The sequence below is a fragment of the Kitasatospora sp. DSM 101779 genome (assembly GCF_025655475.1).
Taxonomy (GTDB): Bacteria; Actinomycetota; Actinomycetes; order Streptomycetales; family Streptomycetaceae; genus Kitasatospora.
In genome coordinates, this window is sequence record NZ_JAHTIK010000001.1 from 2546272 (window position 1) to 2559241 (window position 12970).

A 12970-nucleotide genomic window follows, 5' to 3' on the forward strand; every position below is an offset into this window, starting at 1 on the left:
CGGGAAGGAATCACCACCCTCATGACCACCGTCAACCGCCTCCGGCCGCGCCGCTCCTGCCTGGCCGTGCCCGGCAGCAACCCGCGCTTCCTGGAGAAGGCCCAGGGCCTGCCCGCCGACCAGGTCTTCCTCGACCTCGAGGACGCCTGTGCCCCGCTGGTCAAGGAGAGCGCCCGGCACAACATCGTCGACGCCCTCAACAACGGCGACTGGGGCAACAAGACCAAGGTCGTCCGCGTCAACGACTGGACGACGCACTGGACGTACCGCGACGTCATCACCGTCGTCGAGGGCGCCGGCCCGAACCTCGACTGCATCATGCTGCCGAAGGTCCAGGACGCCGAGCAGGTGAAGGCCCTCGACCTGCTGCTCACCCAGATCGAGAAGACCATGGGCTTCGAGGTCGGCAAGATCGGCATCGAGGCGCAGATCGAGAACGCCAAGGGCCTGATCAACGTCGACTCGATCGCGACCGCCTCGCCCCGGCTGGAGACCATCATCTTCGGCCCGGCCGACTTCATGGCCTCGATCAACATGAAGTCGCTGGTCGTCGGCGAGCAGCCGCCCGGCTACGACGCGGACGCGTACCACTACATCCTGATGCGCATCCTGATGGCCGCCCGCGCCAACGACCTGCAGGCCATCGACGGCCCCTACCTGCAGATCCGCAACGCCGACGGCTACAAGGCGGTCGCCCGCCGCGCCGCCGCCCTCGGCTTCGACGGCAAGTGGGTGCTCCACCCGGACCAGGTCGCCGCCGCGAACGAGATCTTCTCGCCCTCGCAGGAGGACTACGACCACGCCGAGCTGATCCTCGACGCCTACGACTGGTGCACCTCGGAGGCGGGCGGCGCCAAGGGCTCCGCGATGCTCGGCGACGAGATGATCGACGAGGCCAGCCGCAAGATGGCCCTGGTCATCGCCGGCAAGGGCCGCGCCGCCGGCATGGAGCGCACCAGCAAGTTCGAGCCCCCGCAGGCCTGACCCGCTCTCCTCCCTTCTGAGGCTTCCTAAGGACACTCCCATGCAGTTCGGACGCACCTACGAAGAGTTCGAGGTCGGCGCGGTCTACAAGCACTGGCCCGGCAAGACGGTCACCGAGTACGACGACCACCTCTTCTGCCTGCTCACCATGAACCACCACCCGCTCCACATGGACATCAACTATGCGGAGAACACGACGGACTTCGGCAAGAACGTCGTCGTGGGCAACTACATCTACTCCCTGCTGCTCGGCATGTCCGTCCCGGACGTCTCCGGCAAGGCGATCGCCAACCTGGAGATCGAGTCGCTGCGCCACGTCGCCCCGACCTTCCACGGTGACACGATCTACGGCGAGACGACCGTCCTCGACAAGTGGCCGTCCAAGTCCAAGGACGACCGCGGCATCGTCTACGTCGAGACCAAGGGCTACAAGCAGGACGGCACGGTCGTCTGCATCTTCCGCCGCAAGGTGATGGTGCCGACCGAGACGTACATCAAGGAGCGCGGCGGCGAGCAGCCCGGCCGCCCGACTCCCGCTTCCTGAGACCCCGGACGGGTAGGCCGCCGTCATCGGCCTCACCCCACCCGGCCCGGGGGCCCTGCTGCCGCAGCCACGCCGGCAGGGCCCCCGACAACGACTTCCGTGCTCTGCCACGACCTCCCCCCACCCTCACGCCTTTAGATAGGGAGCCGCGCGATGGGACGCCTCGCACAGACCGACGGCCTCACCGAGATCCAGCGGGACATCCTCGCCACCGTGCGGGACTTCGTCGACAAGGAGATCATTCCGGTCGCGACCGAGCTGGAGCACAAGGACGAGTACCCGACCGCGATCGTCGAGGGGATGAAGCAGCTCGGCCTGTTCGGCCTGACCATCCCCGAGGAGTTCGGCGGCCTGGGCGAGTCCCTGCTGACCTACGCCCTGGTGGTCGAGGAGATCGCCCGCGGCTGGATGTCCGTCTCCGGCATCGTCAACACGCACTTCATCGTGGCGCACATGATCAACGCGCACGGCACCCAGGAGCAGAAGGAGTACTTCCTCCCGCGCATGGCGGCCGGCGAGATCCGCGGCGCCTTCTCGATGTCCGAGCCGGGCCTCGGCTCCGACGTCGCGGCGATCTCCACCAAGGGCGTCAAGGACGGCGAGTTCTACGTCCTCAACGGCCAGAAGATGTGGCTGACCAACGGCGGCACCTCCACCCTGGTCGCGGTGCTCTGCAAGACCGACGAGGGCGGCTCCACCCCGTACAAGAACATGACCACCTTCCTGATCGAGAAGGAGCCGGGCTTCGGCCCGAACCCGAAGGTCCCGGGCCTGACCGTCCCCGGCAAGATCGAGAAGATGGGCTACAAGGGCGTCGACACCACCGAGCTGGTGCTGCAGGACGTCCGCATCCCGGCCGACCGCATCCTGGGCGGCGTCCCCGGCCGCGGCTTCTACCAGATGATGGACGGCGTCGAGGTCGGCCGCGTGAACGTCGCCGCCCGCGGCTGCGGTGTCGCCCGCCGCGCCTTCGAGCTGGGCATCTCCTACGCCCAGCAGCGCACCACCTTCGGCAAGAAGATCGCCGAGCACCAGGCGATCCAGTTCAAGCTCGCCGAGATGGCCACCAAGGTCGAGGCCGCGCACCAGATGATGGTGATGGCCGCCCGCAAGAAGGACAGCGGCGAGCGCAACGACCTCGAGGCCGGCATGGCCAAGTACCTCGCCTCCGAGTACTGCAAGGAGGTCGTCGAGGACGCCTTCCGCATCCACGGCGGCTACGGCTTCTCCAAGGAGTACGAGATCGAGCGCCTCTACCGCGAGGCCCCGATGCTGCTCATCGGTGAAGGTACTGCGGAGATCCAGAAGATGATCGTCGGTCGCCGGCTGCTGGAGGAGTACCGCCTGGCCGACTGATCGGCCCGGTCCCCGACTTTCCGCATGGTCGGACGAGGGCGTGCGGGCCCGGTCCGACCCCCTGCCGCACCGGCACGGCCTGGTCAGCCGTGGGGGGCGGTGCGGCGGGCCCGGAGGCGGCCGCAGGGCGCATACCAGCAGGTACGCGCTCTGCGGCCGCCTCTGTACACCGCGGTCGCGACCGCGTCCTCCGGCGTGCCCGCCCCTCGTCCGGGGCGTCCGGCGCGTGATGAGAGGTGGGTCACGCGCCACGCCCGAGCCCTTGGGGAACCACCCCGCCTCGGCTACGGTCGTATACATAGCAGGCATGGTTCGGCACCGTGCCCGGCATATCCACGAACAGGCGGCTTGCCCACCTACCGCCTGGTCCCGATAGCATCCACCGGGACAGCGTCCCCATGTACCCGATCCCCGCGGTGGCCCCCGTCCAGCGGCCATGATCCCCCGCGACTAAGGTCTTCGATGCCCATCAGCCCGTCCCCTCACACCTCCGTCCCGGGCGGCGACTCCTTCGCCGTACCGACGGCCGGTCGGCGTCCGCGCGTGACGATCGCGCGCGGCGCGACCCCCTGGTTCGCCCCGACCCTGGCCACCGCCGCCGTGACGACCGCCCTCACCCGGCGCTCCGGCAAGTGGGCCCTGGCGGCTGTCCCGGCCTGCGCCCTCGGTGCGGGCATGCTGTGGTTCTTCCGCGACCCGGAGCGTGAGATCGGCACCGGCAGAGTCATCTCCCCCGCGGACGGCGTGGTGCAGTCGATCGACGCCTGGCCGGACGGCCGGACCCGGGTGGCCATCTTCATGAGCCCGCTCAACGTGCACGTCAACCGGGCCCCGCTGCCCGGCACCGTGACCTCCGTGGAGCACGTCGCCGGCGGCTTCGTCCCGGCGTTCAACAAGGACAGCGACCAGAACGAGCGGGTCGTCTGGCACTTCGACACCGAGCTCGGCGACATCGAGATGGTGCAGATCGCAGGGGCCGTGGCCCGTCGCATCGTGCCGTACGTGAGCGCCGGCACCAAGGTCGAGCAGGGCGAGAGGATCGGTCTGATCCGCTTCGGCTCCCGCGTCGACACGTACCTGCCGGCAGGCGTCGAGGTTGGCGTCGAGGTCGGCCAGAAGACCACCGCCGGGGTGACGCGCCTTGACCGTGACTGATCCTGAGACTCTCGTCGGCCTCGGAGACGAGGAGGAGACGGAGCTGCGGCGCCGCCGTTGGGCGCGCGACCGCGAGCTGCGGGCGCCCCGTTCGCCGCAGCACCTGTCCACCGCCGACTTCCTGACCCTGGGGAACGCCGTCTGCGGCTTCCTGGCGATCTACTCGATCACCACCGGGGTCCTGATGCCGCACCTCACCGGCGAGACCACCGCGCCGAACCGCAACAGCGCCGCCACCGCGGTCACGCTGCTGCTGATCGGTTCGATGTGCGACCTGTTCGACGGCCTGGTGGCCCGCAAGCTGCGCTCCTCGGCGCTGGGTGCGGAGCTGGACAACCTGGCCGACCTGATCAGCTTCGGCATCGCCCCGGCGTACTTCGTGGCGGTCTGGGGCATCGTGTCGCCGGACAGCAACCAGCAGCTCTCGGCGTTCATCGCGCTGACCGTCCTGCTGGCGGTGGTGCTGCGGCTCGCCCGGTTCTCGGCCGTCAAGATGCGGCCGGGGATCTTCCAGGGCATGCCGTGCCCGATGGGCGCGATGACGGTGATCGCCATCGTGCTCCTCGACCCGCCGTTCGTGCCGGGCCTGCTGATGATCTTCGGTGTGGCGTACCTGATGGTCAGCCGCATCGAGTACCCGAAGCCGCAGGGTCTGCTCGCCACCGCGACGCTCTGCTGGATCGTCGTCTCGATCGGCTGCCTGGCGGCCTGGGCGGCCGGTCTGCCCGGCGGCGACATGCTGATGCACATCGGCGCCGTCGCCCAGATCACGCTCGCCGCGATGGCGCCGCTGCTGGTGATCCGCCGCAAGGTCGGCGAGAAGGTCGGCGACGTCCGCGCCCGCCGCGCGGAGTCCCGCGGCTGCTGAGCCCGGGGTCACCCCGCAGTCCCGACGAGAGGGGCCCGTGTCCGAACCGGACACGGGCCCCTCTCGCATGCCCGGAGGTCCGGGACGACCGACTACCGGCCGGCACCGCCGTCGTGGACGCTGAAGGCGGAGCGGCGGGCCGCCCGGGCCACGGCCGGGTCCGGGTGGACGCCGGAGACGGCGGTCAGCACCGAGGCCGCCCGCGGGTGGCCGGACTGCCGGGCGCGGTTGAACAGCCGCACCGGCTCGCCCGCCGAGGCACCCTCGACGTGCGGCACCAGCAGCGCCGTGTCGCCGTGGTCGAGCACGGCGGCGGCGGTGTCCACCCACAGCCAGGCGGCGTCCTCCGCGCCCAGCACGTCGGCCGGGGACACCGGGCCGTCGTCGGACCGCTCGGCCAGCCAGAGCAGCGCGTACGGCCGCAGCACCTGCTCGTCCACCGCCGCGCGGACGGCCTGCTCGGCGGGGCCGCCGGCGACCCGCAGGGCCTCGAAGGCGAGACCGCGCAGCAGGGCGTCCTCGCCGCGGGCGGCGTCCAGCAGCTCGGCGACCGCGCGGTCGGCCGGGCGGGCGGCGACCCAGGCCCGGTACTCGGCCCGGGCCGGGCCCGGGGTGTAGTCGGCGCAGGCGGCGAGCAGCTCCAGTGCGTCCTGCTCGATGTGGCCGGCGGCGGTCTGCGCGACGGTGCAGATCTCCTCCAGCTTGGCGCGGACCGCCCAGTGCCCGAGCGGGGAGAGCTCGGCGGCGTCGTTGCGGCGCTCCAGGGCGCCGACGGCGGCCAGGCCGTCCAGCATCCAGTCGAGGACCGCGGCGACGTCGGCCGCGGAGGTCGGGGTGTCGATCTGCGGCTCCCGGCAGGTGCCGCGGACGGCGGACATGGCGGAGGCGGCGTGCGGCACCGGCGAGGGGCCGAACGAGCCGGTGCCGGCGCCGTGCCGGCGCTCGTCCAGGCCGCGGCGCAGCAGCTCCAGGAGCTCGCTGTCGGGCACGGGCCCGTCCACCAGGTGCAGGAAGGACAGCAGGTGCGGTGCCTGGTCGACGGCCTGGCCGGCGAGCAGCGCGAAGACGCCGCGCAGGGCCGCCGGCGGGACGGGGGCGAGCAGCGTCCAGGCGTCGAACAGCGCGGACCAGCCGCGGATCACCGCCTCGTCGTCGTGCTCCCAGGCGTTCAGCCGCCAGCCGGGCCCGGCGCCGCCGTCGCGCAGCTCCACCAGGCCGACCAGCAGGGCCTGGCCCCAGGCCTTGGCGGCGGCGCCGACGGTCATGGCGAGGGCACGCCCGGCGGCCCGGGCGTCGTCGGGCAGGAGTTCGCCGCGCTTGTCGACCTCGCCGAGCTCGCCGGCCCAGCGGGAGATGCGCACCGCGTCGGCGAGCATCCTGCGGGCGAGCGGCGCCAGCTCTGCGGGAGCGGGGAAGCCGTCCGGCACCGGCACCCGGCCGCGGCCCGGCTTGGGCGCTGGGGTACGGCGGCGGACTGGCCCGCCCGGAGGCGTGCTCTCGGCTCGGCGGGCCGCTCCTGGCAGACGGGTCACCGTCGCTCCGGTGCGGATCGCGGGCTGGAGCGGGGCATCACGGTCGCGCGGGTTCCGAGACGTCACGCCGAGCAGTCTTCCCCGTGCACGGGCCTTCTGTCACATCGAGTTCTACGCGCGATCGTAGGTCCGCTCCGCGGACAGGGGATGAGATCGGGCAACAGCCGCCAAACCGGGTCACCGGAGCGGGAAAACCTGGCATGAGCACGCTCTTCTCGGGCGGGCCCGGCCGGCTCACAGCAGCGGGGTGAGCCAGCGGCGCAGCGCCTCGCCGTAGCCGTCCGGGTCGGCGTTCCACAGGGCCGCGTGCGCGCCGTCCGGGACGGGGTGCAGGCTCACCAGGTCGTCGCGCCGCCGGGCGAGGCGCTCGGCCGCCGCGAAGGGCGCCACCGCGTCCACCGGGCTGTGCAGCAGCAGGGCCGGCACGTTCAGGTCGGTGCCGTCGGCCAGCCGGGCGAAGCCCGCCAGGTCGACCTTGGTGCGGCCCTCGGCGGCCAGTGCGCCGAGCTCGGCGAGCGGGGCGGGCACGCCGGCCCGGGCGGCCTCCCGGCGGACGGTCGCGGGCCAGTCCAGCACCGGCGAGTCCAGCACCAGGCCGGCGATCGAGTCGCGCCAGGCCGAGCGGGCCGCGGTGTGCAGCGCCATGGTGGCGCCGAGCGACCAGCCGTACAGCACGATCCGGCCGGCGCCGTTCGCCTGCGCGAGGCGGACGGCGGCGTCGACGTCCCGCCACTCGGTCTCGCCGAAGTGGCCGAGGCCGTCCGGGGAGGGCGGGGCGCCCTCGTCGCCGCGATGGGTGACGACGAGGACGGGCATCCGCAGCGCGTGCAGCACCGGCAGCACCGGGAGGGCCTGCTGCCGGTCGGCACCCGGTCCGTGCACCAGGATCGCCCACAGCCCGCGGATGCCCGGCAGGTACCAGGCCGGCATCGGGCCGAGCTCGCCGTCGACGTCGGTCGGGGTGAAGTCCAGGCCGAGCGCGGAGGCCGGGTCGCCGAGGTGCACCCGGGCGGTCACCCGGACCTCCGTCCCGCTGTACAGCGAGCCGGCGCCGGTGGCGAGCAGCCGGCGGGTGACGCTCTGCGGCCCGGTGGACAGCACGTCGCCGACCACCGCGTGCCCGCCCTCGGCCCACTCCAGGGCGTAGCGGCCCGGCCGCTCGGTCTCCACGCTGCGGGTGAGCACGACGCGGTCCGCGGCCAGTTCCTGCACCCGGATGCCCGGCCCGCCCGCCGAGCCGGCGCCCGCGAAGGCGCCCCCGAGACCGGGCCGGACGGCCCGTTCGGACACCCGGCGGCCGATCAGCAGTGCCGCGGCACCCGTCCCGACGGCGGCGGCCGCGACGATCGCGGCGGTTCCCCAACGCATGGCGCTCCCGGTGTGGCGGCACGGACATGGCGATCCCAGTCCACGCCCGCGCCCGGAGGCGGGCCACCCGGGCGGTCCGTCCGGGCGGCCGGGCCCTCTCTTTCGGATCCTGCCGGATCAGCGTGCGGCGGTACGCGCCCGGCCGGGCGCGCCGACGGATCGTCCTCGCACTGGGCCGTACGTGGACGATTCGCCGGTGTGGTCGGGCTGGGGGCGCCGCCCCGCACCCTCGGGGCTGGAGAGATGCCCGGCGTCGCACGCCCGGCAAGATCCGAGAGAGAAGGCCTAGACCGGAACGTCGGGGCCCCGGCGGGCCAGCAGCTCCCAGAACCGCTCCGCGAGCGGCCGGGCCGGCGGCCGGGCGGCGTCCGGCACCGACGAGCCCCAGTGCCCGGGGACGAGGTACTCGTCCTGCAGCTCGGCCAGCACCCCGCCCAGCAGGTCGTGCGGAACGGGCACGATCCGGCCCACCTCCCGCAGCTGCGCCTGCCAGCGGCCGTCCACCACCTGACGCAGCCGCCGGTCGAGGTCGTCCTGACGTCCGGTCACCCGGACCAGCACCCGCAGCGGCAGCCCGAGCACGTGCGCCAGCGCCAGGCCCTGCTCCCCGTCCGCGTCCCAGCGTCCGGTGGCCTCGGCCTTGGCGTAGGTGGCCGCGCCCACCCCGATCCGGTGAGCGGCCTGCTCCCGGGTGAGCTCCCGGGCCAGCCGGAAGTCCCGCAGGGTGGCCGGCGTGACGCCCATCAGCTGCGCGGGCGGGCACCACAGTGCGCGGGACAGCGCGATGAACTCCTCCTCCGACGGGAGGAACTCACCGGCCTCCCAGGCCGCCACGTGGGCGGGCAGCAGCCGGACGCCGTGCGCGGCCATGGCCTCGGCGACCTGCTCCGGGGTCAGGCCGAGCCCGGCGCGGTGCGCCCGCGCGGCCCGCGGGGAGAAGGGCACCGGAGGCGGTGCGGACGGTCTGCGTCGCATGCGACAAGAACGTACGGGCGGCCGCGCGGCACCACCCACACGCCGAACGCACGAACCGGGCCCCCGCGGCCGCGCCGGAGACTGGAGGATCGTACGGGGCGGTCGGCGACCGGGTGCGGCGACGGAGTGCGCGACGGAGTGTGACCAAGCCCTCCGGAGGCTTTGTTGACTGGTGGTCGGAGGGCGTGATGGGATCTCGGGGCCATACGGAGGCATGCAGAGGAAGCCGGTGCGAGTCCGGCGCGGTCCCGCCACTGTCACCGGGGAGCACGCTCGACCTGCATGGTCACGGCGGTCCGCCACAGGGCCGCTGGAAGGCCCGAGCGCGCGCCGGACCCGGAAGCCAGGAGACTCTCGCCGCCGGTTCGTCGATCCAGGGCGCGGACCCTGAGTGAGGACACGCACGCCATGCAGGCTGCCCAGCGGTCACCGCTGCGCCCCGACCGGGGAGCCGGGCCGTGGCCCGGGTGAGCACCGCCCCCTACCTGCTGGGCGCCCTCGCCGGCTACCTCGCCGACACCGCCCTCGCCGACCCCCGCCGAGGCCATCCGGTGGCCCTCTTCGGCAGCGCCGCCGGACGTCTGGAACGCCGGCTCTGGCGCGACCACCGGGGCGCCGGCACCGCCTTCACCGCGCTGAGCGTCGGCGCGGTCGCGACCGGTGCCGCCCTCGCCGACCACGCCCTGCGGCGCCGTCCCGCGGCCCGAGCCGCGCTCGCCGCGGCCGCCGCCTGGACGGTCCTCGGCGGCACCTCGCTGACCCGCGAGGCCCGGGCGATCGGCCGCTCCCTGGAGACCGGCGACCTGGCCGCCGCCCGCGGACGGCTCCCCCACCTGTGCGGGCGCGACCCGAGCACCCTGGACGAGCAGCAGATCGCCCGCGCCGTGGTGGAGTCCGTCGCCGAGAACACCGCCGACGCGGTCGTCAACGCGCTCACCTGGGGCGCCCTTGCGGGCACCCCGGGGCTGCTGGCCTTCCGGGCCGTCAACACCCTGGACGCGATGGTCGGCCACCGCTCGCCGCGCCACCTGCGCTTCGGCTGGGCCTCCGCCCGTCTCGACGACGTGGCGGGCTGGCCGGGGGCCCGGCTCACCGCGCTGCTGACCGTCGCCGCGGCGGAGCACCCGCGGGCCGCCTGGAAGGTCTGGCGTCGCGACGGTTCGTCACACCCCAGCCCCAACGCAGGCCAGGCCGAATCGGCCTTCGCTGGCGGCCTCGGCGTCCGGCTCGGCGGCACCCTGCAGTACGGCGAGCGCGTGGAGCACCGCCCCGTCCTCGGCGCCGAACTCCGCCCGGTCGCCGTCGCGGACATCGAACGCGCCTGCCGCCTCTCCCGCCGCGTCGGCATCCTGGCCCTGGCGGTGACGACGGCCACCCGCGGCCTCACCGGACTGATCGGAGCACCCGAGGGGCGCGTCGAGGTCCGGCGCGCCCCTCGGGCGGCCCTTCAGGTGCGGCGCACACGTAAGCAAGGGAGTGTCACGTGACGAAGGCTCTGCTGGTGGCAGGGACGACCTCGGATGCGGGCAAGAGCGTGGTCACGGCGGGGATCTGCCGGTGGCTGGCCCGGCAGGAGGTGCGGGTGGCGCCGTTCAAGGCGCAGAACATGTCGCTGAACTCCTTCGTCACCGCGGACGGCGCCGAGATCGGCCGTGCCCAGGCGATGCAGGCGCAGGCCGCCCGGGTGGAGCCCGAGGCGGCGATGAACCCGGTGCTGCTGAAGCCGGGGGCCGACGGCCGCAGCCAGGTGGTGCTGCTCGGCAGGCCGGTCGCCGAGGTCGGTGCGCTGGACTACCGCGAGCGCAAGCCCGTCCTGCTGGAGCGGGCGCTGGAGTGTCTGGCGGACCTGCGCAGCCGGTACGAGGTGGTGGTCTGCGAGGGCGCTGGCTCGCCCGCCGAGATCAACCTGCGGGACCGGGACATCGCCAACATGGGCCTGGCCACGGCCGCGAACCTGCCCGTGGTGGTGGTCGGCGACATCGACCGCGGCGGCGTGTTCGCGGCGATGTACGGCACCCTGGCGCTGCTGTCCGCGCAGGACCAGGCGCTGGTGGCGGGCTGGTTCGTCAACAAGTTCCGCGGGGACGCTCGGCTGCTGGCCCCGGGTCTGGAGATGCTGCGCGAACTGACGGGCCGCCCGGTGCTGGGCACGCTGCCGATGCTCTCCGGCCTGTGGCTGGACGCCGAGGACTCGCTGGACCTGTCGACCGCGGTGGAGAACCGTCCGACCGCGGCCCCGCACGGCGCCGAGGTGCTGCGGGTGGCCGTGGTGCGGCTGCCGCGGCTGTCGAACTTCACCGACGTGGACGCGCTGGCGCAGGAGCCGGGCGTGCTGGTGCGCTGGGCGACCCGGCCGGAGGAGCTGGCCGACGCCGACCTGGTGGTGCTGCCCGGCACCCGGGCGACCGTCGCCGACCTGGCCTGGCTGCGCGAGCGCGGCCTGGACACCGCCCTGCAGGCCCGCGCCGCGGCCGGACTGCCCGTCCTCGGCGTGTGCGGCGGCTACCAGATGCTGTCCCGGGAGATCGTCGACGCGGTGGAGTCCAAGGCGGGCGCCGTCGAGGGCCTCGGGCTGCTGCCGACCCGGGTGGAGTTCGGCGCGGAGAAGGTGCTCGGCCGGCCGGTCGGCGAGGCGTACGGCGAGCGGGTCGAGGGGTACGAGATCCACCACGGCGTGGTGTCCGTCGAGGGCGGGGAAGCCTTCCTCGACGGCTGCCGGGTCGGTGCGGTGTGGGGGACGACCTGGCACGGCGCGCTGGAGAACGACGGCTTCCGGCGGGCGCTGCTGCGCGAGGTGGCGGCGGCGGCCGGGCGGGCGTTCGTGCCGGCGCCGGACACCTCGTTCGCCGCGGCGCGCGAGGAACGGCTGGACCGGCTGGGCGACCTGATCGAGGAGCATGCGGACACCGACGCGCTGTGGAAGCTGATCGAGGGCGGGGCACCGCAGGGGCTGCCGTTCGTGCCGCCGGGTGCGCCGTGAGCAAGGGAGAGCAGATGAGTGACGCCCGTTATCCGTTCACCGCGGTCGTCGGCATGGCCGACCTGCGGCTCGGGCTGCTGTTGAACGCGGTCTCGCCGGCCGTCGGCGGTGTGCTGGTGCGCGGCGAGAAGGGCACCGCCAAGTCGACGATGGTGCGCGCCCTGGCGGGCTTGCTGCCGTCGATCGGCACGGTCGCCGACTGCCGGTTCGCCTGCGACCCGGCGGCGCCGGACCCGCAGTGCCCGGACGGCGCGCACACCGGCACCGATTCGGTGGAGCGGCCCGCGCACCTGGTGGAGCTGCCCGTCGGCGTCTCCGAGGACCGCATCGTCGGCTCGCTCGACCTGGAGCGGGCGCTCGCCGAGGGCGTCAAGGCGTACGAGCCGGGCCTGCTGGCCAGGGCGCACCGCGGCGTGCTCTACATCGACGAGGTCAACCTGCTGCAGGACCACCTGGTCGACCTGCTGCTGGACGCGGCGGCGATGGGCCGCTCCTACGTGGAGCGGGAGGGCGTGTCGGTGCGGCACGCGGCCCGCTTCCTGCTGGTGGGCACCATGAATCCGGAGGAGGGCGAGCTGCGGCCGCAGCTGCTCGACCGGTTCGGCCTGACGGTGGAGATCGCGGCGACCCGGGACCCGCAGGAGCGGGCCGAGGTGGTGCGCCGGCGCCTCGCGTACGACGCCGACCCGGCCGGCTTCGCCGAGCGGTTCGCCGAGGAGGAGCGGGCCCTCGCGGAACGGATCACCGCCGCCCGGGAGCTGCTGGCGAAGGTGGAGCTGACCGACGCGGCGCTGCGTCAGATCACCGCGGTCTGCGCCGCCTTCGAGGTCGACGGCCTGCGCGCGGACATCGTGATGGCCCGCACGGCCGTCGCGCTGGCGGCCTGGGCGGGCCGCACCGAGGTGCTGGAGGAGGACGTCCGCAAGGCCGCGCAGCTGGCGCTGCCGCACCGCCGGCGCCGCAACCCCTTCGACGCGCCGGGCCTGGACGAGGAGCAACTGGACCGCACCCTGGCGGAGCACGCCGCCCAGGAGGACGGCCCGGACGACACCGACCCGGACACCGATCCCGACGGCAGCGGCCCGCAGGACGGCGGCCCTGACGGCCCCGGCGGCGCCCCCGCGCCCGCGGACGGACCGGACGGCTCGGCGGCCTCCGACCCCGCCTCGGATCCGGCCGGCGCCCCCGGGCAGGCCCCGCCGCCGCCC

At 74.0% G+C, this 12970-nt stretch carries 11 protein-coding genes and 1 riboswitch; of the genes, 8 read left to right on the forward strand and 3 right to left on the reverse strand.

What is annotated here, in order from left to right; genetic code table 11:
• Positions 1–9: 9 nt before the first annotated feature.
• The 5 genes from KSNIM_RS11810 (at position 10) to KSNIM_RS11830 (ending at position 4907) form a co-directional block, all read left to right on the forward strand.
• Positions 10–984, forward strand: a complete 975-nt coding sequence (locus KSNIM_RS11810; protein WP_263107913.1) for an HpcH/HpaI aldolase/citrate lyase family protein — start codon at positions 10–12, stop codon at positions 982–984.
• 40 nt (positions 985–1024) lie between these two features.
• On the forward strand, positions 1025–1528 hold the full coding sequence (locus KSNIM_RS11815) for a MaoC family dehydratase (protein ID WP_095872689.1): 504 nt from the start codon (positions 1025–1027) through the stop codon (positions 1526–1528).
• A 153-nt stretch (positions 1529–1681) separates the two neighbouring features.
• Positions 1682–2884, forward strand: coding sequence for an acyl-CoA dehydrogenase family protein (locus tag KSNIM_RS11820; RefSeq protein WP_263103201.1), 1203 nt, complete (start codon positions 1682–1684; stop codon positions 2882–2884).
• A 462-nt stretch (positions 2885–3346) separates the two neighbouring features.
• Positions 3347–4039, forward strand: coding sequence for a phosphatidylserine decarboxylase (locus KSNIM_RS11825; RefSeq protein ID WP_263103202.1), 693 nt, complete (start codon positions 3347–3349; stop codon positions 4037–4039).
• Complete coding sequence (locus KSNIM_RS11830; protein ID WP_030266682.1) at positions 4026–4907, forward strand: CDP-alcohol phosphatidyltransferase family protein; 882 nt, start codon at positions 4026–4028, stop codon at positions 4905–4907. Before KSNIM_RS11825 ends, KSNIM_RS11830 begins: the two co-directional genes overlap by 14 nt.
• Positions 4908–4999: 92 nt before the next feature.
• Here the strand turns inward: KSNIM_RS11830 and KSNIM_RS11835 are convergent, their stop codons facing one another.
• The 3 genes from KSNIM_RS11835 to KSNIM_RS11845 form a co-directional block, all read right to left on the reverse strand.
• On the reverse strand, positions 5000–6334 hold the full coding sequence (locus KSNIM_RS11835) for a hypothetical protein (protein WP_263103203.1): 1335 nt from the start codon (positions 6332–6334) through the stop codon (positions 5000–5002).
• Positions 6335–6673: 339 nt separating this feature from the next.
• Complete coding sequence (locus KSNIM_RS11840; protein WP_263103204.1) at positions 6674–7807, reverse strand: alpha/beta hydrolase family protein; 1134 nt, start codon at positions 7805–7807, stop codon at positions 6674–6676.
• 285 nt (positions 7808–8092) lie between these two features.
• Positions 8093–8782 carry a helix-turn-helix domain-containing protein gene (locus tag KSNIM_RS11845; protein ID WP_263103205.1) on the reverse strand — a complete coding sequence of 230 codons (690 nt, stop codon included), beginning with the start codon at positions 8780–8782 and terminating at the stop codon, positions 8093–8095.
• Positions 8783–9000: 218 nt separating this feature from the next.
• Positions 9001–9136: riboswitch (cobalamin riboswitch) on the forward strand.
• 113 nt (positions 9137–9249) lie between these two features.
• Between KSNIM_RS11845 and KSNIM_RS11850 the strand changes: the two genes are divergently transcribed.
• From KSNIM_RS11850 to KSNIM_RS11860, 3 genes are all read left to right on the forward strand, one after another.
• Positions 9250–10269, forward strand: a complete 1020-nt coding sequence (locus KSNIM_RS11850) for a cobalamin biosynthesis protein (RefSeq protein ID WP_263107914.1) — start codon at positions 9250–9252, stop codon at positions 10267–10269.
• A complete protein-coding gene (locus tag KSNIM_RS11855; protein ID WP_263103206.1) occupies positions 10266–11762 on the forward strand; it encodes a cobyric acid synthase in 1497 nt (498 codons plus the stop codon). Before KSNIM_RS11850 ends, KSNIM_RS11855 begins: the two co-directional genes overlap by 4 nt.
• Before the next feature lie 14 nt (positions 11763–11776).
• Positions 11777–12970 (forward strand): ATP-binding protein (locus KSNIM_RS11860; RefSeq protein WP_263103207.1); only part of this gene is annotated, 1194 nt, incomplete at its 3' end.